The following is a 24,226-nucleotide window of genomic DNA, read 5'->3' on the forward strand; positions in this document are numbered from 1 at the left end:
CCGAACCCGAGGTCGTATGCCGGGTGGAGGCCCGGTCGCAGCCCGTGCCCGCGGCCACGGGGCGAGGCGAGGTCAGCCGGCAGAGCCGGACGGGGCGAGCGCGTCGAGGACGTCGTCCCAGCGGCCGCCGACCCCGACGAGGTGGGCGGTGCGCACGTCGTCGCCGGTGATGGTCAGCTCGAGTCGGGTCTCGCTCAGCTGCTCGGCGAGTCCGGCGCCCCACTCGACGATGGTGACGCTGGCGTCGAGGTCGGCGTCGAGGTCGAGGTCGTCGAGCTCGAGCGAGCTGCCGAGGCGGTAGGCGTCGACGTGGACGAGCTCAGGGCCGCCGACGAGCGACGGGTGCACCCGGGCGATGACGAAGGTCGGCGACGTGATCGGGCCACGCACCCCGAGCCCCTCGGCGATGCCCTGGGTCAGCGTGGTCTTGCCCGCCCCGAGGTCGCCGGTGAGGACGAGCACGTCGCCGCCGTGCAGGAGTCCCCCGAGACGGCGGCCGAAGGCCTGGGTGTCGTCGGCGGTCGCCCACCGCACCGAGCGCTCCATGCCGGTCAGGCCCCCTTGCTGCGGGTCTGCCTGGTGCGCGGCTGCTTGGCGCGGCGCGAGCGGGCGAGGGCGGCAGCCTCCTTCTCGAGGCTGCGCTGGCGGCGGTTCTTGGCGACGTCGGTGACGATGCGGCGCACGCGCGGCTGCTTGTCGACCTCGATCTGCTCGGCGCGGGCCCGGGCGGACTGGTCGACGAGCTGGACGAGGTGGGCGTCCAGCAGGTCCGGGTGCTCGAGCATGATGACGTGCCCGGCGTCGTTGACGACGATGTGCTCCGCGCCGGGGATCCCCTCGACGATGAGCTCGCTGTGCGACGGCGGCGTGAGGATGTCGTCGCGGCCGTTGAAGACGAGGACGACGGCGTGCCGGAACTCGAGCAGCGCGGGCCGCTTGTCGAACCCGTCGAACGTCTGGAGGTAGTCGTTGACGACGTCGAGCGGGGTGCTGAGCAGGATGTCTGCCGTGTAGCGCACGACCGAGCGCGGCACCGGCGAGGCGAACGAGTTCTGCTCGACCATGAAGTGCTCGATGTCGCGGCCGACCCGGCGGATGCGGGTGAACAGGTCGGGTCGGTTGCTCAGCGGTCCGAGCACCCCGGGCCCGAGGCGCTCGAGCATGAGCCGGCCGAACGTGGCGACGCGTCCACCGTTGGCGAGCATGATGCCGCCGGGGCTCGTGGCCACGAAGCCGGCCCCGACGACGCGCTCGACGACGAAGCGGGGCTGCTGCTCGCCCAGGGCGAGCATCGTCATGCCTCCCATCGAGTGCCCGACGAGCACGATGTCGCCCTCGGGCACCAGCTGCTCGAGGACGGTGTGGAGGTCCTGACCGAGCCGGTCGATGGTGTAGCTGTCCTTCTCACCGCGCCCCGAGCGGCCGTGACCGCGCTGGTCCCAGCTGACGACGCGGTAGCCGGCCTCCTTGAGGGCCCGGCGCTGGTAGACCCAGCAGCGCAGGCTGAGGCAGTAGCCGTGGGTCAGCACGACGGTCGGCAGCTCGTCAGGACGGCCGTGGCGGGTCGTGCCGTCAGCCGCCTCGCGGGCCGCCGACGCGGTCGGGATGTCGATCTCGGCGTGCAGCGGGACGCCGTCGTCGGTGAGCACGACGTGCTCCTCGTCGGGCGTGATGTCGAGCAGCTCCGGGGTCTCGAGGGCCTCCATGGCGGCGCGGTGCTTGCCGGCCCGGTCGGCGGCGATGCCCGCGGCCACACCGGCCGCGACCCCGAGGGTGGCGGCCGCGATGCCGATGACCGGGTTGCGACGTGCGCTCATGCGTCGCCTCCGGCCGCACCCACGTAGAGCCTCGGGACCCGCGCCCCGAGCCGGGTGACGATCTCGTAGCTGATGGTGCCGGTCGCGTCGGCCCACTCCTGGGCGGTGGGCTCACCGGGCGCGCCCCCGAAGAGGGTGACGACGTCACCGGCCCGGGCCTGCGAGGCCGGTCCGAGGTCGACGACGAACTGGTCCATGCAGACCCGGCCCGCGATCGTCGTGCGACGCCCCTCGACGAGGACGGGTCCGACGTTGGTCGCGTTGCGCGGCACGCCGTCGGCGTAGCCGGCCGGCACGAGCCCGACGACGGTGTCGACGTCGGGCACGTAGGCATGGCCGTAGCTGACGCCCTGCCCCGCGGGCAGCGCCTTGACGAGCGCGAGCCGCGCCCGCAGCGTCATGACGGGCCGCAGCCCGAAGTCGTCGTCGACCTGCGGCACCGGTGTCAGGCCGTACATCGCGATACCCGGTCGCACGAGGTCGGCGTGCGCCGACGGGTGCACGAGCGTCGCCGCCGAGTTGGCGAGATGGCGCACCTCCGGGCGCAGGCCGGCCCGCTCGGCCTCGGTGACGGCCTCGAAGAAGCGCTCCTGCTGGGCGAGCACCGTGGGGTGCTCGGGCGAGTCGGCGTGGGCGAAGTGGGTCCAGATGCCGACGACGGCGACCGAGCCCCGGGACTCGAGGCGCCGCGCGTGCTCGACGAGCGTCGTCCAGTCGGCGCCGTAGGCACCACCACGGCCCAGTCCCGTGTCGACCTTGAGGTGCACGCGGGCGGTGCGGCCCAGCTCCGAGGCCGCAGCGGCGATCTCGTCGAGCACCCACGGGGCCGAGGCGGAGAGGTCGATGTCGCGGGCGACGGCGCCGGCGAAGTCCGCGCCGGGCACGCTGAGCCAGGTCAGCAGCCGCGTCGTGAGGCCCGCGTCGCGCAGCGCGAACGCCTCGGCGAACTGGGCGACGCCCAGCCACGTGGCGCCGCCCCGCACCGCGGCGCGGGCGACCGGCAGGAGGCCGTGACCGTAGGCGTCGGCCTTGACGACGGCCATGAACTCGGACGCCCGTGCGAGGGCCCGCAGCGTGCGGACGTTGGCCTCGAGCGCCGCGAGGTCGATCTCGGCCCACACGGTCAGGCCGTGGGTCTCCGGGATGGGCGTCGCGGTCCGTTCGGCGTCGGAGGCGTCGATCTGGCTCATGCGTGAAGTCTCGCAGGTCGTCGGGATGGTCCGGGTCGGGGTCGGCGCGGGCGGGCGGTGGGGTCCGTCGCGAGCCGGTCAGCCAGGTCAGCCGGGTCAGCCGGGGGCCGACCGTCCCCGGGCCAGCAGGTCACGCACGGTCGGACGGATGCCGTGGGCCACCGCGAGCGCCCGCAGCGGGCCGCCGCCGGACACCCGGTCAGCGGTGACGCCGTGCACGAGGGCACCGAGCGAGGCCGCGTCGTGCGGGGTCAGTCCTGCCGCGAGGAGAGCGCCGATGACGCCGGAGAGCACGTCTCCGGCTCCCGCCGTGGCGAGCCACGGCGGGGCGTCGGCCTGGGAGCGCACCGGCTCGCCGTCGGTGACGACGAGTGTCGTGGCGCCCTTGAGCAGCACGGTGGCGCCGGTCAGCGCGACGAGACGTCGGGCGTGCCCGAGCGGGTCGCCCTTGACGTCGTCGGCAGTGACCTCGTGCCGGTCGCCCTCGTCGCCGTCGGCGGGACCGGTGACGGGACGTCGGCCGCGGCTCTCGCCTGCAGAGGTCACGGGAGCGCCGTGGTTCCCGTCAGCCGTACCGGCGGACCGGGTCTCGAGACGGTTCAGGAGTCGCGCGAGCTCCCCGGCGTGCGGCGTCAGGACGGTCGGGGCGGTTCGCCGACCCTCGACGAGCGCGAGTCCACCGGCGTCGACGACGACGGGCAGGTCGCTCGCGAGGGCCGCCCGTGCGGCCTCGAGCTGGGCTCGGGAACGCTCGTCGTCGGCCTCGGTGTCGAGCCCCGGTCCGACGGCCCAGGCCTGCACTCGGCCGTCGCCCACGACCGCCTCGGGCACCGCCTGGTGCACGAGACCGACGGGCGTGGGGGTGCCGACGTAGCGGAGCATCCCGACGCCGGCCTCGGCGGCCGAGGTCGTGCAGAGCACCGCGGCGCCCGGGTAGGCCTCGCTGCCGGCCACGACACCGAGGACGCCACGGGAGTACTTGTCGTCACCGCTGCCGGGGACCGGCCACAGGTCGACGACGTCGTCCCAGGTCAGCCGCTCGACGGCGGCCGGTGCCTCGGCCAGGTCGACGCCGATGTCGACGACGGTGAGCCGGCCCGTGGCCGCCTCGCCCGCCGGGAGCAGGTGGACCGGCTTCGGTGTGCCGAACGTGACGGTCTCGTCGGCCCACACGGCGTCGTCCTCGCCCTCCTCGCCGGCGGGGTCGAGCCCGCTCGCGAGGTCGACGGCGATGACCCAGGCGTCGTCGTCGACGGCGTCGACGAGTCGGGCGGCCTCGGGTCGCAGACCCGGACGGCCCCCGATGCCGACGATGCCGTCGAGGACGAGGTCGGCCTCGGCGACGACGTCGGCCGCAGCAGCGGCGCCGTCGGCGGCCACGTGGACCATGACCCCGGCCACCTCGGCGCTCTCGAGGCCCCCGACGTGCACCCCGGACCGCCCGGAGGGCGGCACGAGCACCACGGCGCAGGCGAAGCCCGTCTCGGCGAGGTGGGCGACGGCATACAACGTGTCGCCGCCGTTGTCGCCGGCCCCGACGAGCCCGACGACGGTCGTGCCCTCGGTGTCGGCGAGGCGGGCCGCGGCCACCTCGGCGAGGCCGAGCGCGGCGCGGGACATGAGCTCGCCCTCGGGCAGCTGCGCCATGGCGGCAGCCTCGGCGGCCCTGACGGTCTCGACGGAGTGCGCGCGGATCATCAGCCCTCCGCGATGACGACGGCCGACGCGACACCCGCGTCGTGGGACAGGGAGACGTGGAAGGAGTCGACGCCGAGGTCGTCGGCCCGCGCCTGCACGGTGCCGCCGATCTCGAGCGACGGGCGCCCGTCCTCGCCGGTCACGACGCGCGCGTCGGTCCAGTGCAGGCCGACCGGGGCACCGAGGGACTTGGCGAGCGCCTCCTTGGCGGCGAAGCGGGCCGCGAGCGAGGCGACGCCGAGGTGGCGCTCCTCGACCGTGAAGAGGCGCTCGCGCAGCGCGGGAGTGCGCTCGAGGGTGGCCTCGAAACGCGCGATGTCCACGACGTCGATCCCGACCCCGACGATCACGTCACTCGACCGTGACCGACTTGGCGAGGTTGCGCGGCTGGTCGACGTCGAGGCCCTTGGCGGTCGACAGCCAGAGGGCGAAGACCTGCAACGGCACGACCGTCAGCAGCGGCGCGAGCAGCGGCGACGTCGCGGGCACCCGGATGACCTCGTCGGCGAACGGCACGACGGCCTCGTCGCCCTCCTCGGCGATGACGAGGGTGCGGGCGCCGCGGGCGCGGATCTCCTGGATGTTGCTGACGACCTTGCCGTGCAGGCCGTGCTCGCTCGTCGGCGACGGCACGACGACGAAGACCGGCTGACCGGGCTCGATGAGCGCGATGGGGCCGTGCTTGAGCTCACCCGCCGCGAAGCCCTCGGCGTGGATGTAGGCGAGCTCCTTGAGCTTGAGCGCGCCCTCCATGGCGATCGGGTAACCGACGTGGCGGCCGAGGAAGAGCACCGAGCGGGTGTCGGCCATGAACCCCGCGATCTCCTTGACGCGGCCCATCTGGCCGAGGAGGGTCTCGATCTTGGCCGGGACGCCGCTCAGCTCCTTCATGACCGACTGCGCGTCGTCGGCGTAGGACCCGCCGCGCAGCTGGGCGAGGTAGAGGCCGAGGACGTAGCAGGCCGTGATCTGGGCGAGGAACGCCTTCGTCGACGCGACGGCGATCTCGGGGCCGGCGTGCGTGTAGAGCACGGCGTCGGACTCGCGCGGGATCGTCGAGCCGTGCGTGTTGCACACCGACACGGTGATCGCGCCGAGATGGCGGGCGTGCTTGACGGCCATGAGGGTGTCCATCGTCTCGCCCGACTGGCTGATCGAGACGACGAGGGTGCGCTCGTTGACGATGGGGTCGCAGTAGCGGAACTCGTGGGCCAGGGCGACCTCGACGGGGATCCTCGTCCAGTGCTCGATGGCGTACTTCGCGACCATGCCGGCATACGCGGCCGTGCCGCAGGCGACGATGGTGATGCGGTCGACGGCCTTGAGCTGCTCCTCCGAGATGCTCATCTCGTCGAGCACGAGGCGACCGTCGGCATCGGTGCGGCCGAGGAGGGTGTCGGCGACGGCGTGCGGCTGGTCGTGGATCTCCTTCTCCATGAACGTCGCGTAGCCGCCCTTCTCGGCGGCGGCGGCGTCCCACGTGACCTCGTAGGCCTTGCCCTCCGCGGGCGTGCCGTCGAAGTTGATGACGGACGCGCCGTCGGGCGTGATCGTGACGATCTGGTCCTGGGCGAGCTCGAGGGCGTGGCGGGTGTGGCCGATGAAGGCGGCGACGTCCGAGCCGAGGTAGTTGGCGTCGTCGCCGAGGCCGACGACGAGGGGGCTGTTGCGACGGGCGCCGACGACGACACCGGGCTGGTCGGCGTGGATCGCGAGGAGCGTGAAGGCGCCCTCGAGGTCGGCGACGACGGCGCGCATGGCGACGGTCAGGTCGTGCTCGCGGTCGTAGGCCGCGGCGACGAGGTGCGCGACGACCTCGGTGTCGGTCTCGCTCGTGAACTCGACACCGTCGGCCAGCAGGCCCTGCTTGAGGGCGTGGAAGTTCTCGATGATGCCGTTGTGGATCAGGGCGAGCTTGCCGTCCCTGCCGCCGCGGTGCGGGTGGGCGTTCTGGTCGGTCGGTCCGCCGTGCGTGGCCCAGCGGGTGTGGCCGATGCCCGTCGTCGACGGCGGCAGCGGGCTCGTCTCGAGCTCGGCCACGAGGTTGGCGAGCTTGCCGGACTTCTTGCGGGTCTCGACGTGGTCACCGTCGAGGAGCGCCACGCCGGCCGAGTCGTAGCCGCGGTACTCCAGGCGGGCCAGGCCCTCCATGACGACGTCGAGAGCCGTCCCGTCGTCCGACCGCCCCACGTAACCCACGATTCCACACATGAGAACCAGCCTAGGGGAACCCGGGAGGGGCCAACGCCACCCGGGGCCGGGGTGTCCGCAAGAATGTCCCCGTGTCGCAGCCATCCAGCGGTATCGACGGGAACGGCGGGGGCACCGCCGCGAACGGGACCGTCATCCCGTCGCCCTACGTCGAGTTCGACCGGGCCGCGTGGTCCCGGTTGCGCGAGAACCACCCGCTCAACCTCGACGACGCCGACCTCGCGCGGCTGCGCGGCCTCGGCGACCGCGTCGACCTCAACGAGGTCGAGGAGGTCTACCTCCCCCTCTCGCGCCTGCTCAACTTCTACGTCGGGGCGACCCGCCAGCTGCACCAGGTGACGAGCGACTTCCTCGGCGAGCGGCCGGCCAAGACGCCCTTCGTCATCGGGGTGGCCGGGTCCGTGGCCGTCGGCAAGTCCACGACCGCCCGCATCCTGCGCGAGATGCTCGCCCGCTGGCCCGACACCCCGCGCGTCGCCCTCGTCACGACCGACGGCTTCCTGCTGCCCAACGCCGAGCTCGAGGAGCGGGGACTCCTGCAGCGCAAGGGATTCCCGGAGTCCTACGACCGGCGGGCCCTGCTCCGCTTCGTCGCCGAGATCAAGTCCGGCCGGGCCGAGGTCACGGCGCCCGTCTACTCGCACCTGACCTACGACATCGTGCCCGGCGAGCGCATCGTCGTGCGCCAGCCCGACGTGCTCATCGTCGAGGGTCTCAACGTGCTGCAGGCGCCCCAGGTGCATCCCGTGCGCGGCACCGGCCTCGCGGTCAGCGACTTCTTCGACTTCTCCGTCTACGTCGACGCGTGGGTCGACGACGTGCGCAAGTGGTACGTCGAGCGTTTCCTGCGGCTGCGCGAGACGGCGTTCTCCGACCCCGACTCCTACTTCCACCGCTACGCCGTGCTCTCCGACGAGGAGGCCGTGGCGACCGCCAACCGGATCTGGCGCGAGATCAACGGGCCGAACCTCGTCGAGAACATCCTGCCGACGCGCTCGCGCGCGAGCCTCGTGCTGTCCAAGGGCGACAACCACGAGGTGCGACGGGTGCGCCTGCGCAAGATCTGAGCGCCTGCCGGGCAGTCAGCGCCGCCCGCGGAGCGCGTCCGAGAGCACGTATGCCGTGTGGCGGGCTCCCGGGGGAGCTCGCCACACGGCATACGCGAAGGTCAGGTCAGTACCAGTGCGGCGAGCGCGCCTGCCAGGTCGACCAGGCGTTGCACGGGTTGCCGTAGGACATCTCGATGTACCAGAGGCCCCACTTGATCTGGGTGAGCGGGTTGGTGCGGTAGTCGGCACCGAACTGCGACATCTTGCTCGCCGGCAGGGACTGCGGGATGCCGTACGCGCCGGAGCTGGCGTTCTCCGCGGACCAGCGCCAGCCGCTCTCGCCCGTCCACAGGTTGACGAGGCAGTTGTACTGCGCGTCGCTCGACCAGCCGTGGTCGGCCATGAGGATGCGGGCCGCCGACTGCGGGTCGCTCTGGGCGTTGTCGATGACGCGCTGACGCTCCTGGTCGCGCGCTGCCTTGGCGGCGGCCTGGCGGGCCAGCTCGGCCTGCTTTGCGGCCTCCTGCTTCTGCTTGGCCTCGAGCTCCTTGGCCGTGCGCAGACCGGTGGCGGCGATGGCGGTGCGTCGCTCGTTGCGCGAGACCGACGCGGCGGCGCGGTAGGTCGTGTCGACCGTGGAGGCGCGGGCCAGCTCGTCCGTCTGGGCCACGACGCCGTTGCCGACGACGAAGGCAGCCGCGTCGGAGCTGATGAGGTTCGTGGCCTTGGCGTAGGCGAAGCCGGAGGCGCCCAGGCCGAGGGCCAGGGCCCCCGCGAGGATCGGGCGGCCGACGTGCCGCCGGCGCGAGCTCGGCTTGGTGTGGCGGCTGCTCCGGGTGGGGTGCGGGCGCTCGGGCGCCGACGGGACCGCCGGGACGGCTCGGGTCGAGTCGACCGCTCGCCGAGCGCCGGGGGTCACCGGACGCGGGTCGCGGGAGACCGCCGGGACCTCCTCGCCTCGGGCCGCGCCGGACCGCACCGTGGAGGGGGTGGGGTTCGGGCGCGGAGCGGTCGAGGGGGCCGGTGCGTTGCGGTGCCGGCCTTCATACCGTGCCATGAACAGACGTCACGCCTTCCTGGGTTCGGGGGTGTGCCGGGCGTGGAGGTCTTCGGGCGATGGCCCGTCGACGGCTCCGCCCGACGTCAGTGCACGACCTCCGACCGACGCGCCCACACCCCGAGGTGAGCGTTATCGTTCCGAGATCTTCAACCAGACACGGTGCCAGCAGACCGTAACAGGTGCAAATCGGCGTCCACCCCCGGGGTCGCCACGGGCCGTGAATGGCGTGGCCCAGCGCACAGCGCCCCCGAGAACCGTGCTCGGGGACGCTGTGCGCAGTGTGACTCAGGTCACATCGATGCCTTCGAGCATGTCGGTGACGAGGGCCGCGATGGGACTGCGCTCGCTCCTCGTCAGGGTCACGTGGGCGAAGAGCGGGTGGCCCTTGAGCTTCTCGATGACGGCCGCCACGCCGTCGTGCCGGCCCACCCGGAGGTTGTCACGCTGGGCCACGTCGTGGGTGAGCACGACCTTGCTGTTCTGCCCGATGCGACTCAGCACGGTGAGCAGGACGTTGCGCTCGAGGGACTGCGCCTCGTCGACGATGACGAACGCGTCGTGCAGGGACCGGCCACGGATGTGGGTCAGGGGCAGGACCTCGAGCAGGCCGCGGTCCATGATCTCCTCGACGACCTCGGTCGACACGAGGGCGCTCAGCGTGTCGAAGACCGCCTGTCCCCACGGGTTCATCTTCTCGGCCTCGGTGCCGGGCAGGTAGCCGAGCTCCTGGCCGCCGACGGCGAAGAGGGGGCGGAAGACCAGCACCTTGCGCTGGATGCGACGCTCCATGACCGACTCGAGGCCGGCGCAGAGCGCGAGGGCCGACTTGCCGGTCCCGGCCCGGCCGCCGAGGCTGAGGATGCCGACGTCGGGGTCGAGGAGCAGGTCGAGGGCGATCCGCTGCTCGGCGCTGCGCCCGTGCAGGCCGAACGCGTCGCGGTCGCCCCGGACGAGCCGGATCTGCTTGTCGGCCCCGACGCGCCCGAGACCGCTTCCCCGCGGCGAGAGCAGGACGAGACCGGTGTGGCACGGCAGCTCGGCGGCTCCGGCGTGCTCGATGCGGCCCTTGTCGTAGAGCTGGTCGAGCTCCTCGGAGCTGACCTCGAGCTCCTGCATGCCCGTCCAGCCGGAGTCGACGCCCTGCTCGTGGCGGTACTCCTCCGCCTCGAGGCCGCACGCCGAGGCCTTGACCCGCATCGGCAGGTCCTTGGACACGATGGTCACGTCGGCGCCCTCGTTGGCGAGGTTGCGGGCGACGGCCAGGATGCGGGTGTCGTTGTCGCCGAGCCGGAAACCGGCCGGCAGCGACGACGGGTCGGTGTGGTTGAGCTCGACGCGCAGGGTACCGCCGTCGGTGCCGACGGCCACCGGCTGGTCGAGCCGACCCTCGCTGATCCGCAGGTCGTCGAGCAGGCGCAGCGCCTGGCGGGCGAAGTAGCCGAGCTCGGGGTGGTGCCGCTTGCCCTCGAGCTCGGTGACGACGACGACCGGGAGGACGACCTCGTGCTCGGCGAAACGGAGCATCGCCCGGGGGTCGGACAGGAGCACGGACGTGTCGAGGACGTACGTCTTGTGCCCGGGCTCGCGTTCGCGGGCCGTCGTGCGCGTGGAGGCGCGTGTCGTGGCGCGTGTGGAGGCCGCGGCCGGCTTGGTGGTGCTGCTGGCGGGGTCCGACGTGACCTGACGGGTCGTACGAGCCATGTGCCACTCCCTACGCGGCGCGCTTCGCGCGCCTAATCGCTCCCGAGATGCCGGGCGGCCACCAGAGGGTGGCGTCGTGCCCGGCCCTCCGTCCTGAGCGATCGCTCCATGGGTGGGCCTCCTGGCAACGCCCGACGGGTGTCGGCCGTTGGGTCGACGGTACGACCAGGGAGCGACACCGGTGGGGATTGAACGCCGTCGTGTCGTCGTGTCGCCCGAGTGTTCACACGGGCGTAACGCAGCGGTCCCGGAACCGACGCGAACCCACTCGGAACCCACGCGGCACCCACGCGGAACCCACTCGGAACCGGCGAGGAGCCGACTCCCCGGGATCGCGGTTCAGGCCCAGGGCGAGCGGCCCATGACGCGGACGTACTCGTGCTTCCAGCGCCACCGGCGGATCCCCACGACGATGCCGAGGAGGCCGACCGCCCCGAACATGGCCAGGAGGGCCCAGCCGGCGCCGAGCGCGCCCTGCGCCCCACCGTCGGCGGCCTTCTTGCACACGACGAAGAGCACGACGCCCGCCACGGCGATGACGGCGAAGAAGACCGTCATGACCCACGGCTCGCGGATCTGGCCGATGAAGAGACCGCCCTCGGGGACGGGGAACGGCTCCTTGGGCGGCGTGCCCCCGGTCCGGGTCTGGTCCACGTCACTCATGCGGCCACCCCCTCGCCGTAGAGGCGCGCGACCTCGGCGGTGAGACCCGCCTCGTCGACGGTCCCGCCCGTGCCGGTGCCCGGACCCGACACGTCGCGCAGCGCCTCGTACCCCTCGCCCCGGGGACGGACGGCCAGCGTCCGGTCTCCGTCGGCGGTGCGGACCTGGAGGATGACGGCGGCGGCGGGGTCGGCGGCGAAGCGCTCCTTCATCATCCCGGTGACGAGCGCGGTCCGGTCGACGTCGGGCTCGCCGAGCCGCACGAACCACGACGCGAGCTGGCGAGGCTGCATCAGCGCCGTGACCGTGTCGGACTCGAGCAGCGCGACGTACTCGACGTCGTCACCGTCGGCGCCGACGAAGCCGATCCGCGACCAGCGGTAGGCCTTGCCGGTGACGTACTCGATGAGCGCCGCGTAGGAGCGGGTCTGGCGGTCGCCGTTCTCGTCGAGCGTGAGCCAGCCGCGGGACACGAGCGAGGAGGCGCCGCCGATGAGGGCCCCCTCCTGGGCGATTCGGGGGTCGCTGAGGAGGAACTCGCCCGAGGTCCGCGACGCCGCGGAGTCGTGCCGCGACAGGAGATAGGCCAGCTCGCTGGCGCCGATGCCGACGATGTCGTCGGGGAGCTCGATCGCCTCGATCGGCGTGCCGTGCAGAGGGTCCTTCACCCGGTCGCCCCGGGTCTCGTTCGTGTCGGTCATGTGCGTTCCACCTTGTCCTCGTGGCCGTCGTGGGCCATGCGGTCGTCTCGGGTCGTCAGTCGAAGGGGTTCAGGGAGGAGAGGACGTCGCCGGCCTTGTCGGCGACGTCACCCGCGAAGTCGGCGACGTCGCCGGCCGCGTCGCTGATCGCGTGGCCGGCCTCGCCCGCGAAGTGCGAGATGTCGTCCCAGTGGTCGTAGACGAGCTCACCGACGGCCATCGCCCCGGCGGCCGCGCCCGCGATCGCGTTGACCGGCGGGATCGGCACCAGGGCCACGGCGCCGAGGGCGGTCATGGCCCCGTCGTAGGTGGCACGCCCGTAGTGGCCGCCCGCGATGTCGTTGGCCACGGTGAACCCGCCCAGCGCGACGCCGGCGGGGCCGAGGAACTTGCCGAACGTGCCGAGCCCCTTGGCGAGCTTCGAGCCGTCCTCGAGCGCCGGCACGAAGCGCGAGAGCGTCGACCAGTTCTTCGGGGCGAGGGCGTCGCCGAACTCGGCCAGGCGACCCGTGTTCCACGCGTTCTTGAGGTTCTTGAAGAGCCCCAGCTCGCTGTCGAAGCCGCCGAGGTTGTTGGAGAAGTTCTTGAGCTTGAGCGCCAGACCGGCGACGCTGCCCAGCGTTCCCGCGAGCTTGAACGGCGTGAAGAGCGCCTTGGTGAGGTCGTAGCCGGGGATGCCGCCGTTGCCCACGCTCGCGCTGCCCGGCCCGAGAGGGCCCACGGGACCGAGGGGACCGGCGCCGCCGGAGCCCTGACCGCTCGCCGTGTCCTGCTGACCGGCGTTGCGGCGCAGCGCCTCCGCGAGCTTGCCGAGGTCGGTACCGAACTGGGTCAGCTGGGCCTCGATCGGGGGCCAGCGGTTCATCAGCTGGTCGAGGTCGCCGCCGCCCCACTGCCCCCTGAGGGCGTGCACCGCACGGCTCGCCTCGCCCTTGACCGTGTCGCACTCGCGGGCGTGACCGGTGATCCGCTCGGCGGAGGCCCGCAGCGCCACCGGGTCGGCACCCTTCTTGTAGATCGCCATCTGTCGTACTCCCCTGATGTCGTCGCCGCTGTCGTGTGCCGGCCCGGGAGGGCCCCGGCATCTCGGCCCACCCGCAACCTACGCAACCATGCCAACCCGGACAATGGGGAGCACTCCCCTACGGCAGGTCAGCCGCCGAAACGACGGTGCCGGCCGGCATACGCCCGGAGCGCGCGGAGGAAGTCGACGTGGCGGAAGTCCGGCCAGTACGCCTCGCAGAAGTAGAACTCGGACGTCGCGCTCTGCCAGAGCAGGAAGCCGCCGAGGCGCTGCTCTCCGGAGGTGCGGATGACGAGGTCCGGGTCGGGCTGGCCCTTGGTGTACAGGTGCTCGGCGATGTCCTCGACGGTGAGCCCCGCGGCGATCTCGTCGATCGACTCCCCGGCAGCCGCGCGGGCGAGCAGCAGGTCACGGACGGCATCGGCGATCTCGCGGCGGCCGCCGTAGCCGACGGCGACGTTGACCGTCATGCCCTCGACGTCCTCCGTGCGCTTCGCCGAGGCGCTGAGGCTCGCGGCCGTCTCGGGCGGCAGCAGGTCGAGCGCCCCGACGATCTTGAGACGCCAGTGGCCCGACTCGGCGAGGTCGGCGACGGCGGTCTCGATGATCTTCAGGAGCGGCGCCAGCTCCTCCTCGGCGCGGCGCAGGTTGTCGGTCGAGAGCAGCCAGAGCGTGACGTATTCGACGCCCGCGTCGCGGCACCACTCGAGCAGCTCCTCGATCTTGTCGGCGCCCGCCTGGTGGCCGCTCGCGGTGCCGGCGCCGCGAGCCCTGGCCCAACGTCGGTTGCCGTCGAGCATGACGGCGACGTGGCGTGGGAGCGCCTCCTTGGGGAGGTCCTTGAGGACTCGGCGCTCGTACGCGCCGTAGACCACATCGCGCCACCCCACGGGGCCTCCTCGTCGACTCGCTCGTGTGTCATCGTCGGTCCGGACCGGGCAGCCCGGGAGAGCCGCGCTATCACCGTACCCCCCGCGCCTGCGCCGGCCGCGGCGGTCCGGTGGAGTCGTCGCGAGCGTCTGGTGAGCATGCTGTGACGAGGCCGTGAAGAGGGTCGCGAGACCGTGCTGGAGGCGGTTGTCGCGACGGCCCGGAGCGGACGTTCTCACAGCAGATCCTGAACCTACGTTGCCGTAACCTACGGTTGCGTAGGTTAGAGTGAGCGGCATGAGCGCCACCCCCGAGCACGTCCCAGGCACCGTCCCCGAGGAGCCGGCCAGCACCCCGGTCGCCGACCTCGTGGCCATCGTCAAGCCCCGCCTCCGCGGCTGGCTGCACCTCGGCATGTTCCCCGTCGCCGTCATCGGCGGCCTGGCGCTCGTGCTCGTCTCCGACCCCGGCGCGGTGCGCACCGCCTCGATCGTCTTCACGGTGAGCGCCGCCCTGCTCTTCGGCGTCTCCGCCGTCTACCACCGCGGCACGTGGGGACCGAGGATGTCGGGCCTGCTCAAGCGCTTCGACCACTCGAACATCTACCTCATCATCGCCGGCACGTACACGCCGTTCGCGGTGACCCTGCTGCCGTCCGGCCAGGCCCGACTGCTCCTGTCGGTCATCTGGGGCGCCGCGATCGCGGGCGTGCTCTTCCGCGTCTTCTGGGTCAGCGCGCCGCGCTGGCTCTACACCGCGCTCTACCTCGCGCTCGGCTGGGCCGCCGTCTTCTACGTCGTGCCCTTCTGGCGCGAGGGCGGTCCGCTCATCGGCTCGCTCATCGGGCTCGGCGGCCTCATGTACACCGCGGGCGGCATCGTCTACGGGACGAAGCGGCCCAACCCGTGGCCCAAGTGGTTCGGCTTCCACGAGGTCTTCCACGCCTTCACGCTCGGCGGCTTCCTCACGCACTTCGCCGCGATCACGCTCGCGGTCGTCGGCTACCAGGCCGCCACCTGAGCGTCCCACGCTCCCGATCCCGTGGGACATGACGAACGCCCCGGCCTCGTGCCGGGGCGTTCGTCGTGTCGATGGCGTATGCCGTGTGGCGGCGTCTCAGGGACGCGGCCGCTCCCCCGGAGCGTCGTCACCGGGCTCGCGCGGGGCGTCGGAGACCTCGGGGGTCGTGCCGGAGCCTGCTGCGTGGCCGTCGACGTCTCCCGTGGCGGCGAGCTCCTCGGCCCGGTCACGGTCGCGGTAGGCCATCCGGCGCAGGCGGCTGTTCATGTTGCGCACGAGGAACCACAGCGCGATGGCCAGCACGAAGAAGGCGATGAAGCCCCAGATGCCGGGCCCGACCGGGAGGTTGCCACCGCCGTTCATCGGGCCCTCGCCGTGGTGGACCCGAGCTCGCTGTCGTCGTCGTGGCCGGCACCACGGTCGTCGACCTCGTCGGCGTGGGTCTCGGAGCTGTCGCCGCGGCCGGGCTGCTCGGCGTCCTCCGCCTCGGGCTCGTCGGTGATGCGGCCGTCGTGGACGAGCTCGAGGCCGGTGCTGGTCGCGAGCGCGTCGGCGTCCGTGACGCTGCCCAGACCGGCGAAGAGGTCGTCCTCACCCTCGGCGATCGGCACGTACGACAGCGCGGCCTCGAACTCCTCGACGCCCCAGACGCGCTGCTGGACCTCGAGCGGCACCTGGAACCAGAAGCCGTCGGGGTCGACCTGAGTCGCGTGGGCCAGCAGGGCCCGGTCACGCGTCTCGAAGTGCTCGGCGCACGCGATCGTCGTGGTGGGACGTCCCGACCGGCGGGGCTTCCAGTTCGCCAGCCACTCGGCATACGGGCTCTCGAGTCCCTCGGCGAGCATGGCGTCGTGGATGGCCTCGAGCCTGGGCTTGGACCACCCGCCGTTGTAGTAGATCTTGAGCGGCTGCCACGGCTCGCCCGCGTGCGGGTAGCGCGAGGGGTCACCGGCCGCCTCGAAGGCCGCCATCGACACGGTGTGGCACATGATGTGGTCCGGGTGGGGGTAGCCACCCTTCTCGTCGTACGTCGTCATGACGTGCGGGCGCCAGGCGCGGATGACCCGCACGAGCGCCTCGGTCGTCACGTCGATGTCCTCCAGCGCGAAGCAGCCGTCGGGAAGCGGCGGCAGCGGGTCGCCCTCGGGGAGGCCCGAGTCGACGAAGCCGAGCCACGTGTGCTCACAGCCGAGCACCTCCTGGGCGGCCTTCATCTCGTCGCGGCGCACCTGGGCGATGTCACGCAGGATGTGCGGGTCGTCCTTGAGCTTCTCGTTGAGGATGTCGCCCCGCTCGCCGCCCGTGCAGGAGACGACCATGACGGAGGCCCCCGCGGCGACGTACCTGGCCGTCGTCGCGGCGCCCTTGCTCGACTCGTCGTCGGGGTGCGCGTGCACCGCCATCAAACGCATGCCCTCGGCCACGTGGCTCCCTGTTCGTCCGGAGTGTCGTTGGTGGGGGCGCAGGCGGCTCACGGTCACCCGATGCCTGCCGGCGCCCGGGCCGCTGCTCTCCGGCGTGCTGCCATGGGAGAGACTGGGGCCCGACCGCCATCCTCTCACTCCCCCGCGCCCTTCGACGCGCGGGCTCGAACCGCCAGGACCCCGTATGCCGTCCCGACCGACCCTGCCTCGCCCCGCCCCCGGCCAGCTGAAGTGGTGGGTGGTCGGCACTGTCGGCATCCTCGCCGGCGTGGGTCTGACGATCTGGTTCGGGCTCTCCGCGACGCTGGGCCAGCCGAGCTGGGACACCCTGGGCTACAAGGTCGTCAGCGACCAGCAGGTGCGGGTCGACTTCCAGGTGACCCGACCGGGTGGGCGCGCGATGACGTGCACGATCGAGGCGCTGGCGCGTGACTTCTCGCCCGTCGGCACGAGCACGGTGCGGGTGGCGGCGAGCGCCACCGAGACGACGACCGAGTCGGCCACCCTGCGCACGACCTCCCGTGCGGTCACCGGCCAGGTCAAGACCTGCTCCTGACCTGCAGTTCTCCGGGACCGAAAGCGGCGTGAACTGCACGTTCGGCGTGCGTTTTGTTATCCTGAATGCTTCATCCAGGGTCCGGACCCGTCGCCGACCGGCACACGAGTCGTCGACACCCCCGTCCGGGCCCATCTGTTTTTGTGCAGGCGCCCACGCGGAGCACCGCGTGGGCGCTGTTCATCCAAGGAGTGACAACCGTGACCGAGACTGCCGCTGGCTTCCTGACCCAGGATGCCCATGACCGCCTCAAGGCGGAGCTGGACCAGCTCACGGGCGAAGGTCGCCTCGAGATCGCACGCAAGATCGAGGAGGCCCGCGAGGAGGGCGACCTCAAGGAGAACGGCGGCTACCACGCCGCCCGCGAGGAGCAGGGCAAGATGGAGGCCCGCATCCGCCAGCTCACCGCGCTGCTCCAGGACGCCACGATCGGCGAGACGCCCCCCGACGACGGTGTCGTCGAGCCGGGCATGCTCGTGACGGTCGAGATCTTCGGCGACGAGGAGACGTTCCTGCTCGGCAACCGCGAGATCGCCGACGGCTCCGACCTGCAGGTCTTCTCCGAGAAGTCCGCCATGGGCGCCGCCATCAACGGCAAGAGCGTCGGTGACAGCACGAGCTACGAGGCGCCGAACGGCAAGACGATCGACGTCAAGATCGTGGCCGCCAAGCCGTACACCGGCTGAGCACCACTGCGCCTGACGAACGGGCCGGCCGCCCCCTCGGGGGTGGCCGGCCCGTTCGCGTGTCCGGCGCCGGTGGCGCTCAGCGACGCCGAAGCGCTTCGGGCGCGCCGGGACGAACCGGCGCGCCAGAGCGGGACCGGCGTCAGTGCACGATCTGCGCGGCGACGGCCCGCGCGAGGCGCCCTCCGTCGGGGTCGTCGGCGAGCAGGCCCGCTGCGAAGAGCAGGTATGCCGTGTCGACCGTCGCCTGCGCCGAGCGCGGCACCTTCCAGCCACCCGCATGGTCGGTCAGGACGGCCCCGAGCACGTGGTCGCGACCGGCGGCGTCGGCGTGACGCAGCACTCCCCCGGAGCCGACGAGGACCGCGACGTTGGCGAGCGGTCGCGCCGACTCGGTCGGCTGGGCCGCTCGAGCGTGCCGACGCACGGCGACGAGCGCCGCGAGCCGGGCGAGCTCGAGGTCGAGTCGTCGGTCCAGGTCGTCGGCGGGGAGGGAGCCCGGGCGCTCGTGGACGCGCGCGGCATACGCCCTGAGCGCGTCGACGTCCGCGACGCCGTCGAGCAGGTGCTCGCTCGTGGCGGCGTCGAGCACGTGCTCGGCGTTCCAGCGCATCCCGAGGTCACCCTCGACGGTGCGCGCGTGCCACAGCGGCGCCACGACCTCCTTGCGCAGGCCCGCGTCCTCCCCCTCGGGCGTCAGGCACGAGTACACGTCGGTCGTGGCCCCGCCGATGTCGACGACGAGCACGTCGCCGCCGGTCTCCGACGCGAGCACCTCGACGCAGCGGAGCACGACGTCGGGCGTCGCCGCCTCGACCATCGCGGCGAAGTCGGGGTCGCGCGAGAGACCCTTGCCACCGATGACGTGACGCAGGAACGCGTCCCTGATCGCAGCACGAGCCGACTCCGGAGCGATGACGCCGATCTGCGGGAGCACGTTGTCGGCGAGGAGGGTCGGACGCCCGGCTCGCTCCAGCACCGCCGCGGCAGCCTCGCGCGCCTCGACGTTGCCGGCCACGACGATCGGGACGGCGCGCGCCCCGTGTCCGCCGATGGCGCCGGCGCCGAGCCGTGCGGCGTTGTGCAGCAGGACGTTGCTGTTGCCGCCGTCGGTGCCGCCGACGAGCAGGATGATGTCGGGACGGGACGCGCGGACGCCGGCGACGTCGGCGCGGGTCAGCTCACCCGCCGCTACGTGCACGACCTTGGCGCCTGCCGAGAGCCCCACCCGGTGGCCTGCCTGGGCCGTGACGGTGCGCTCGTAGCCGACGACGGCGAGCCGGAGCCCACCACCGGCGCTCGAGCAGGCACGTACGACGGCGTCGTCGGGCACCCCGAGCTCGGCGCGCACCGTCCGGTAGCCGTCAAGGATGTCGCCGCGGCCCTGCGTGCCCGTCGTCAGGCTCGAGGCCGTGCCCAGCACCGTGCCGTCGTCCGCGACGAGCGCGCCCTTGGTGAACGTCGACCCGAAGTCGACGGCGAGGATCGTCATGCGTCGCGGCGGGCTGGGTCGGGTCACCCGTGGATGTCGAGGGCCTCGCGCAGGTCGGCGATGAGGTCGTCGACGTCCTCGATGCCGACCGACAGCCGGATGAGGTCGCTCGGCACCTCGAGCTCGGTCCCGGCCACGCTCGCGTGCGTCATGCGGCCCGGGTGCTCGATGAGCGACTCGACGCCGCCCAGCGACTCGCCGAGGGTCCACAGGCTGACCGCCGCGCAGGTCTTGACCGCTGCGTCCTCGCCGCGCTTCATCCGGAAGCTGACCATGCCGCCGAAGCGCTTCATCTGGCGCGCGGCGACGTCGTGGTTGGCGTGGCCGGGCAGGCCCGGGTAGAGCACCTGCAAGACGCCGGCGTGGCCCTCGAGGAAGTCGACGACCTTCTCGGCGTTGTCGCAGTGGCGCTCCATACGGATGGCCAGGGTCTTGAGACCGCGGAGGGTCAGCCACGAGTCGAAGGGGCCCGCGACACCGCCGATGCTGTTCTGGTGGAAGGCGATCCGCTCCTCGGCGTCCTCGTAGCCCGGCACCGCGATGCTCTTGGCCGTGACGACGGCGCCCCCGACGACGTCGCTGTGCCCGCCGGAGTACTTCGTCGTGGAGTGCGTGACGATGTCGGCGCCGAGTGCGATGGGGCTCTGCAGGTAGGCGGTGGCGAAGGTGTTGTCGACGACGAGCACGGCGCCCGCCTCGTGGGCGACCGCGGCGATGGCCTCGATGTCGGCGATGCCCAGCAGCGGGTTGGTCGGAGTCTCGACCCACACCATCTTCGTCCGACCGGGGCGGATCGCCGCCCGAACGGCCTCGACGTCGCCCATGTTCGCGATCGCGTGCTCGACGCCCTGCGGCTTCGCGACCTTGTTGAAGTAGCGGTAGGTGCCACCGTAGGCGTCGTTGGGCACGACGACGTGGTCACCGGGGACGAGCAGGGCGCGGGCCACGGTGTCCTGGCCGGCGAGACCCGAGGCGAAGGCGAAACCGCGGCTGCCCCCCTCGAGCGCGGCGATGCACTCCTCGAGCGCGTTGCGGGTCGGGTTGGCCGACCGGCTGTACTCGTAGCCGTTCCGGAAGCCGCCGATGCCGTCCTGCTTGTAGGTCGACACCTGGTAGATCGGGGGCACCACCGCACCGGTGAGCTCGTCGGCCTCCTGGCCGGCGTGGATGGCGCGTGTGGAGAATCCGTGCTCGTCAGACATGGCTCCGAGCCTATGCCCTGCGACGCGGCGGCCCGCACGGGCCGGGGCGTCGCCGTCGGCCGTCTGAGATGCTGCCCTCGTGCCCCCGGAGTTCGTCTACAGCAACCGCAGCGTGCGACCCCGCGGGCCCGTGCTCTCTGCGCTCTCGGCCACCTTCCCGGGCATCCGCGCGGTCCAGGACCAGGTGCTCCCGTATGCCGTGTGGTGGGAGTCCCACAACCGCGTGGCCGCCGGGCAGTCCGGCCCGCTGTGGGTGGCGCTCGGCGACTCGATGACACAGGGCATCGGCGCGAGCGCGCCGGACCGCGGCTGGGTGGGCCAGCTGAGCGGGCGTCTCGCGGCCCGCGGCTGGGACCACCGGCTCGTCAACCTCGGGGTCAACGGTGCCCGCGTCGAGGACGTCCTCGAGCGGCAGCTGCCGGCCCTCGAGGTCCTCGAGAGCCGCGAGGCGGCGCCCGGAACCGGTTCGTCCCGGGCCGCGGCGGCGCTCGTCACGGTCGTCATCGGGTCCAACGACGTCGTGGTCCGCAAGCACCGGCGCGGCCTCGTCGATCGGTTCGCCGAGCTCCTCGACCGGCTCCCCGAGGGCGCGCTCGTGTCCAACCTCCCCAACCCGCACCGCGAGGCACGTGCCGTCGACGCGATGCTGCGGGAGCGGGCCGACGCCGGGCGCCTCGTCCTCGTCGACATGCGACGCGACGGACCCCGCTCGTGGCGGGGCCGGCTCGCCTCGGACAAGTTCCACCCGAACGACCGCGGCTACGCCGAGATGGCGAGCGTCGTGGAGCGCGCCGTCGACCGGGCCGACGTGCTCCCCTGAGGTCGGCGCACGGCATACGCCCTCGGGATGCGTTGGCGCAGGCGAGCCCAGGCGAGCTCAGTCGAGCGGGTCGAGGATGCGGTGCAGGAACTGGCGTGCCCGATCGGTGCGGGGTCGGGTCAGCACCTCGTCCGGGGTGCCTCGTTCGACGATGACCCCGCCGTCCATGAAGAGCACCTGGTCGGCGACCTGCTGGGCGAAGCGGATCTCGTGGGTCACCACGACCATCGTCCACCCCTGTGCCGCAAGGTCGTTGATGACCAGGAGCACCTCGCCGACGAGCTCGGGGTCGAGCGCGGACGTCGGCTCGTCGAAGAGCATCAGCTTGGGTCGCACCGCGAGGGCCCGGGCGATGCCGACCCGCTGCTGCTGCCCGCCGGAGAGCTGGAAGGGGTAGGCGTCGGCCTTCTCCTCGAGCCCGACGAGGCGCAGCAGCTCGCGCGCCTCGGCCTCGACCGCGGCGCGGTCTCGGCGCTGGGCGAGCACCGGTCCTGCCGTGACGTTCGCGAGGACGGTGAGGTGCGGGAAGAGGTGGTGCGCCTGGAAGACCATGCCGCTCTGGGCGCGGAGGGTCGCCACCTGACGCTTCGTCACCGGACGCTGGGCGAAGTCGACCTCGACGTCGCCGATCCGGACGACGCCGGCGTCGGCCACGTCGAGGGCGTTGAGCGACCGCAGGACCGTCGTCTTGCCCGAGCCGGACGGACCGATGAGGACGGTGACGCTGCCCGGCGCGACGTCGAAGTCGATCGAGCGCAGCACCTCGTGATCGCCGAAGGACTTCGCGAGGCCGGAGACCGACACCAGCGGGCCGGACTGCGCGGCAGGGGTTCTCGTGGGATCGGTCATGCTGCGACGTACCTGTTCTGTCGTTCCTCGAGCCGGGACTGCCCGAAGGACAGCACGAGGCACACGACCCAGTAGTAGACGGCGGCCACCCCGTAGAGCGCGAAGAACTGGAACGTCGGCGCGGCAGCCTCCTGAGCCACGCGGAGCAGCTCGGTGACCTGGATGGTCGAGGCCAGCGAGGTGTCCTTGACGAGGGAGATCAGGGTGTTGGACAACGGCGGGATCGCCGTCCGCGCAGCCTGCGGGAGGACGACCCGACGCAGGGTCGTGACGTAGCCCATGCCCACCGTCGACGCGGCCTCCCACTGGCCCTTCGGGACGGAGAGGATCGCCGAGCGGATCACCTCGGCGGCATAACCGCCGACGTTGAGGGTGAAGGCGAGGACGGCCGCCGGGAAGGGGTCGAAGCGCACCCCCATCGAGGGCAGTCCGTAGAAGATGATGAAGAGCTGCAGCAGCAGGGGCGTGCCCCTGATGACGGAGATGTAGAGCCGCGCGAGGCTCGAGACCACCCGCACCGAGGACAGCCGCATGAGGGCGACGCCGAGCGCGAGGACGAGCCCCAGGACGAAGCTGATGAGGGTCAGCGGGATCGTCGACGTCACCGTGGCGCGCAGGAGCGGCCCGAGCGAGTCGAGGATCAGCGAGACGGTCTGGTCGTTCACGAGGCGGAGGAGGCAGCCGGTCGCTTCGTGACGTCGCTCGAGAAGTACTTCTCGGAGATCTTGGCGAGCGTGCCGTCGGCCTCGAGGTCGGCGAGGGCCTTGTCGATGGCGGGCACGAGGTCGGAGCCCTTGCGGGTCGCGACGACCTGCTCGGACACGTCACCGGTCTTGGCGGCGATCTTCACCGAGCGGTCGCCGGTGGACTTGAGGTACTCGAGCACGGCGAGGCTGTCGTTGACGGTGGCGTCGACGCGCGACTGCTTGAGCAGCGTGATGGCCTGCGTGAAGCCCTCGACCGACTCGACCTGTGCGCCGGCGTCCTTGGCCACCTTGCTCCAGTTGCTCGTCAGGCTCTGGGCCGACGACTTGCCCTTGAGGCCGGCGAGCGAGGTGATCGACGCGTCGTCGGCGCGCGTGGCGATGACGCCCTCGGACCACGTGTACGTCGAGCTGAGGCCGTAGAGGCCGGCCCGCTCGGGGTTCTTCGTCACCTGGTTGACGACGACGTCGAAGCGGTCCGCGGCGAGGCCGGCGAAGATCGAGTCCCACGGCGTCTCGACGTACTCGACCTTGACCCCGAGCTTGCCGGCGACGGCCTGGGCGACCTCGACGTCGTAGCCGGTCAGGGCGTTGGTCTTCGGGTCGTGGAACGAGAAGGGCGAGTAGGTCCCCTCGGTGCCGACCTTGAGCACGCCGGCGTCCTTGACCGCCTGCAGGTCCGATCCGCCGCCGGCTCCGGTGCTGCTGCACGCGGCGAGGACGGCGCTGAGGACGGTGGCGAGAAGGACGGTGAGGACGGACCTCGAACGCATGGTGGGGACTTCCTGGTGGATCGGACGGGGATGAGGACGTCCGTCAACCTATAAGCCAGCCTTTGGATGGGCATAATCCTGAGAGGACGTCCATCGCGTGCCAACCGACCGAGCGGCCGGTGCATTCCCGACCGGCGTGTCGCGTCACGCGACCTGCCGCCGACCGGGTGGCGAGCCGCTCAGTCCGTGAGAGAGCGCAGGTAGCCGTCCAGCGCGGCCCGGTCGGTACCGAGCGTCTTGACGTCGTGGCCGAGGGCGGTGCTCGCCTGGGCCGATGTCAGCGAGAAGGTCTGGCCCGCCGCCGTGACGTGGACGGCGTCGAGGTTCGTCACGGTGCCGAGGAGCAGCGTCGCCGGGGCCGTGAAGTCGGTCGACGCGACCGGCTTGGCCGGGTCGGACAGGGCGATCGTCACGGCATACGGCTTGCTCGTCGTCCACAACGAGAGCGTGAAGGTGCCCGCGGGCCCGAAGCCGGCGTCGCCGACGAGGGCGATGACCTTGGAGTTGTCGCCGACGTATGCCGTCCGGTGCGCCCACAGGGCCTGCGCCCGGGCGTCGGCCCCGACGGTCGCCGACGAACCCGCGGCCGTGCCGTCGGAGGTGGCGGTGCACCCGGTCAGCATGACGGCTGCCACGACGAGGGAGCCGACGACGGTGCGGACCATGGGTGTCTCCTGTCTACGACGCCGACGACCGGCGTCCTGCATGCAACCGAC

The 24,226-nt window shown here is 72.2% G+C and carries 25 protein-coding genes; 5 read left to right on the top strand and 20 right to left on the bottom strand.

All coding sequences use genetic code 11. The features are described 5' to 3' along the window. Positions 1-72 precede the first annotated feature (72 nt). The 6 genes from tsaE to glmS all read right to left on the bottom strand — a co-directional run bounded on the left by tsaE (position 73) and on the right by glmS (position 6,916). Entirely contained in the window at positions 73-546 is a 474-nt protein-coding gene (gene tsaE / locus TAE01_RS07965; RefSeq protein WP_147065164.1) for a tRNA (adenosine(37)-N6)-threonylcarbamoyltransferase complex ATPase subunit type 1 TsaE, read from the bottom strand. 5 nt (positions 547-551) lie between these two features. Further along, positions 552-1,817, bottom strand: a complete 1,266-nt coding sequence (locus tag TAE01_RS07970; RefSeq protein ID WP_147065166.1) for an alpha/beta fold hydrolase — start codon at positions 1,815-1,817, stop codon at positions 552-554. Then, a complete protein-coding gene (gene alr / locus TAE01_RS07975; protein ID WP_147065168.1) occupies positions 1,814-3,007 on the bottom strand; it encodes an alanine racemase in 1,194 nt (397 codons plus the stop codon). Before alr ends, TAE01_RS07970 begins: the two co-directional genes overlap by 4 nt. A gap of 96 nt (positions 3,008-3,103) precedes the next feature. Beyond that, positions 3,104-4,705, bottom strand: a complete 1,602-nt coding sequence (locus tag TAE01_RS07980; protein WP_147065170.1) for a bifunctional ADP-dependent NAD(P)H-hydrate dehydratase/NAD(P)H-hydrate epimerase — start codon at positions 4,703-4,705, stop codon at positions 3,104-3,106. Then, positions 4,705-5,055: a holo-ACP synthase gene (locus TAE01_RS07985; protein WP_147065172.1), complete on the bottom strand. Its 351-nt coding sequence runs from the start codon at positions 5,053-5,055 to the stop codon at positions 4,705-4,707. The genes TAE01_RS07980 and TAE01_RS07985 overlap by 1 nt, the downstream gene beginning before the upstream one ends. Position 5,056: 1 nt before the next feature. Continuing rightward, positions 5,057-6,916 (bottom strand): glutamine--fructose-6-phosphate transaminase (isomerizing), encoded by a 1,860-nt coding sequence (glmS, locus tag TAE01_RS07990; RefSeq protein WP_147065174.1) that lies wholly within the window; start codon positions 6,914-6,916, stop codon positions 5,057-5,059. 92 nt (positions 6,917-7,008) lie between these two features. Between glmS and coaA the strand changes: the two genes are divergently transcribed. Further along, entirely contained in the window at positions 7,009-7,983 is a 975-nt protein-coding gene (gene coaA / locus TAE01_RS07995; protein WP_147065313.1) for a type I pantothenate kinase, read from the top strand. 106 nt (positions 7,984-8,089) lie between these two features. Here the strand turns inward: coaA and TAE01_RS08000 are convergent, their stop codons facing one another. The 6 genes from TAE01_RS08000 to TAE01_RS08025 all read right to left on the bottom strand — a co-directional run bounded on the left by TAE01_RS08000 (position 8,090) and on the right by TAE01_RS08025 (position 14,004). Beyond that, positions 8,090-9,022, bottom strand: coding sequence for an aggregation-promoting factor C-terminal-like domain-containing protein (locus TAE01_RS08000; RefSeq protein WP_147065176.1), 933 nt, complete (start codon positions 9,020-9,022; stop codon positions 8,090-8,092). Between the two features lie 288 nt (positions 9,023-9,310). Beyond that, complete coding sequence (phoH2, locus tag TAE01_RS08005; protein ID WP_371860831.1) at positions 9,311-10,549, bottom strand: RNA 5'-3' helicase PhoH2; 1,239 nt, start codon at positions 10,547-10,549, stop codon at positions 9,311-9,313. A 516-nt stretch (positions 10,550-11,065) separates the two neighbouring features. Further along, complete coding sequence (locus TAE01_RS08010) at positions 11,066-11,389, bottom strand: hypothetical protein (RefSeq protein WP_147065179.1); 324 nt, start codon at positions 11,387-11,389, stop codon at positions 11,066-11,068. Beyond that, the gene (locus TAE01_RS08015) at positions 11,386-12,090 is read right to left on the bottom strand and encodes a hypothetical protein (RefSeq protein ID WP_147065181.1); all 705 of its coding nucleotides are present in this window, start codon (positions 12,088-12,090) and stop codon (positions 11,386-11,388) included. Before TAE01_RS08015 ends, TAE01_RS08010 begins: the two co-directional genes overlap by 4 nt. Before the next feature lie 55 nt (positions 12,091-12,145). Then, positions 12,146-13,114 carry a WXG100 family type VII secretion target gene (locus tag TAE01_RS08020; protein WP_147065183.1) on the bottom strand — a complete coding sequence of 323 codons (969 nt, stop codon included), beginning with the start codon at positions 13,112-13,114 and terminating at the stop codon, positions 12,146-12,148. Between the two features lie 128 nt (positions 13,115-13,242). Further along, a complete protein-coding gene (locus TAE01_RS08025) occupies positions 13,243-14,004 on the bottom strand; it encodes an isoprenyl transferase (protein WP_147065185.1) in 762 nt (253 codons plus the stop codon). Positions 14,005-14,281: 277 nt separating this feature from the next. Here TAE01_RS08025 and trhA point away from each other — a divergent pair, with 277 nt between their 5' ends. Next, a complete protein-coding gene (gene trhA, locus TAE01_RS08030; protein ID WP_147065187.1) occupies positions 14,282-15,004 on the top strand; it encodes a PAQR family membrane homeostasis protein TrhA in 723 nt (240 codons plus the stop codon). A gap of 96 nt (positions 15,005-15,100) precedes the next feature. On the opposite strand, the gene TAE01_RS08035 is transcribed toward trhA, so the two are convergent. Next, on the bottom strand, positions 15,101-15,367 hold the full coding sequence (locus TAE01_RS08035) for a hypothetical protein (RefSeq protein WP_147065189.1): 267 nt from the start codon (positions 15,365-15,367) through the stop codon (positions 15,101-15,103). Then, the gene (mca, locus tag TAE01_RS08040) at positions 15,364-16,428 is read right to left on the bottom strand and encodes a mycothiol conjugate amidase Mca (RefSeq protein ID WP_186815098.1); all 1,065 of its coding nucleotides are present in this window, start codon (positions 16,426-16,428) and stop codon (positions 15,364-15,366) included. The genes TAE01_RS08035 and mca overlap by 4 nt, the downstream gene beginning before the upstream one ends. A 184-nt stretch (positions 16,429-16,612) precedes the next feature. On the opposite strand from mca, the gene TAE01_RS08045 reads away from it, so the two are divergent. Both TAE01_RS08045 and greA read left to right on the top strand, forming a co-directional pair. Beyond that, entirely contained in the window at positions 16,613-16,984 is a 372-nt protein-coding gene (locus tag TAE01_RS08045; protein ID WP_147065191.1) for a DUF4307 domain-containing protein, read from the top strand. 200 nt (positions 16,985-17,184) lie between these two features. After that, a complete protein-coding gene (greA, locus tag TAE01_RS08050) occupies positions 17,185-17,670 on the top strand; it encodes a transcription elongation factor GreA (RefSeq protein ID WP_147065194.1) in 486 nt (161 codons plus the stop codon). A 142-nt stretch (positions 17,671-17,812) separates the two neighbouring features. On the opposite strand, the gene TAE01_RS08055 is transcribed toward greA, so the two are convergent. After that, a complete protein-coding gene (locus tag TAE01_RS08055; protein WP_246111218.1) occupies positions 17,813-19,189 on the bottom strand; it encodes a glutamate mutase L in 1,377 nt (458 codons plus the stop codon). Further along, a complete protein-coding gene (locus tag TAE01_RS08060; RefSeq protein ID WP_147065196.1) occupies positions 19,186-20,364 on the bottom strand; it encodes a cystathionine gamma-synthase in 1,179 nt (392 codons plus the stop codon). Before TAE01_RS08060 ends, TAE01_RS08055 begins: the two co-directional genes overlap by 4 nt. A 79-nt stretch (positions 20,365-20,443) precedes the next feature. Here TAE01_RS08060 and TAE01_RS08065 point away from each other — a divergent pair, with 79 nt between their 5' ends. Continuing rightward, on the top strand, positions 20,444-21,184 hold the full coding sequence (locus tag TAE01_RS08065; RefSeq protein WP_147065198.1) for an SGNH/GDSL hydrolase family protein: 741 nt from the start codon (positions 20,444-20,446) through the stop codon (positions 21,182-21,184). A gap of 57 nt (positions 21,185-21,241) precedes the next feature. On the opposite strand, the gene TAE01_RS08070 is transcribed toward TAE01_RS08065, so the two are convergent. The 4 genes from TAE01_RS08070 to TAE01_RS08085 all read right to left on the bottom strand — a co-directional run bounded on the left by TAE01_RS08070 (position 21,242) and on the right by TAE01_RS08085 (position 24,175). Then, positions 21,242-22,033 (bottom strand): amino acid ABC transporter ATP-binding protein, encoded by a 792-nt coding sequence (locus TAE01_RS08070; RefSeq protein ID WP_147065200.1) that lies wholly within the window; start codon positions 22,031-22,033, stop codon positions 21,242-21,244. Continuing rightward, the gene (locus tag TAE01_RS08075; protein ID WP_147065201.1) at positions 22,030-22,698 is read right to left on the bottom strand and encodes an amino acid ABC transporter permease; all 669 of its coding nucleotides are present in this window, start codon (positions 22,696-22,698) and stop codon (positions 22,030-22,032) included. Before TAE01_RS08075 ends, TAE01_RS08070 begins: the two co-directional genes overlap by 4 nt. Next, positions 22,695-23,510 carry an amino acid ABC transporter substrate-binding protein gene (locus TAE01_RS08080; protein WP_147065203.1) on the bottom strand — a complete coding sequence of 272 codons (816 nt, stop codon included), beginning with the start codon at positions 23,508-23,510 and terminating at the stop codon, positions 22,695-22,697. The genes TAE01_RS08075 and TAE01_RS08080 overlap by 4 nt, the downstream gene beginning before the upstream one ends. Positions 23,511-23,689: 179 nt before the next feature. Next, a complete protein-coding gene (locus TAE01_RS08085) occupies positions 23,690-24,175 on the bottom strand; it encodes a DUF4825 domain-containing protein (protein WP_186815099.1) in 486 nt (161 codons plus the stop codon). Positions 24,176-24,226 lie beyond the last annotated feature (51 nt).

The organism is Terrabacter aerolatus, from assembly GCF_007991735.1.
In the GTDB taxonomy this organism is placed as follows: Bacteria; Actinomycetota; Actinomycetes; order Actinomycetales; family Dermatophilaceae; genus Terrabacter; species Terrabacter aerolatus.

Coding starts and splice junctions, on each gene's coding strand:
- TAE01_RS07980 (WP_147065170.1), bottom strand. CDS start 4,705: ATGATCCGCGCGCACTCCGTCGAGACCGTCAGGGCCGCCGAGGCTGCC.
- TAE01_RS08020 (WP_147065183.1), bottom strand. CDS start 13,114: ATGGCGATCTACAAGAAGGGTGCCGACCCGGTGGCGCTGCGGGCCTCC.
- TAE01_RS08045 (WP_147065191.1), top strand. CDS start 16,613: ATGCCGTCCCGACCGACCCTGCCTCGCCCCGCCCCCGGCCAGCTGAAG.
- TAE01_RS08085 (WP_186815099.1), bottom strand. CDS start 24,175: ATGGTCCGCACCGTCGTCGGCTCCCTCGTCGTGGCAGCCGTCATGCTG.
- TAE01_RS08035 (WP_147065189.1), bottom strand. CDS start 15,367: ATGAACGGCGGTGGCAACCTCCCGGTCGGGCCCGGCATCTGGGGCTTC.
- TAE01_RS08010 (WP_147065179.1), bottom strand. CDS start 11,389: ATGAGTGACGTGGACCAGACCCGGACCGGGGGCACGCCGCCCAAGGAG.
- TAE01_RS08000 (WP_147065176.1), bottom strand. CDS start 9,022: ATGGCACGGTATGAAGGCCGGCACCGCAACGCACCGGCCCCCTCGACC.
- TAE01_RS07970 (WP_147065166.1), bottom strand. CDS start 1,817: ATGAGCGCACGTCGCAACCCGGTCATCGGCATCGCGGCCGCCACCCTC.
- trhA (WP_147065187.1), top strand. CDS start 14,282: ATGAGCGCCACCCCCGAGCACGTCCCAGGCACCGTCCCCGAGGAGCCG.
- TAE01_RS08060 (WP_147065196.1), bottom strand. CDS start 20,364: ATGTCTGACGAGCACGGATTCTCCACACGCGCCATCCACGCCGGCCAG.
- phoH2 (WP_371860831.1), bottom strand. CDS start 10,549: ATGCTCCGTTTCGCCGAGCACGAGGTCGTCCTCCCGGTCGTCGTCGTC.
- TAE01_RS08015 (WP_147065181.1), bottom strand. CDS start 12,090: ATGACCGACACGAACGAGACCCGGGGCGACCGGGTGAAGGACCCTCTG.
- TAE01_RS08080 (WP_147065203.1), bottom strand. CDS start 23,510: ATGCGTTCGAGGTCCGTCCTCACCGTCCTTCTCGCCACCGTCCTCAGC.
- glmS (WP_147065174.1), bottom strand. CDS start 6,916: ATGTGTGGAATCGTGGGTTACGTGGGGCGGTCGGACGACGGGACGGCT.
- tsaE (WP_147065164.1), bottom strand. CDS start 546: ATGGAGCGCTCGGTGCGGTGGGCGACCGCCGACGACACCCAGGCCTTC.
- alr (WP_147065168.1), bottom strand. CDS start 3,007: ATGAGCCAGATCGACGCCTCCGACGCCGAACGGACCGCGACGCCCATC.
- TAE01_RS08070 (WP_147065200.1), bottom strand. CDS start 22,033: ATGACCGATCCCACGAGAACCCCTGCCGCGCAGTCCGGCCCGCTGGTG.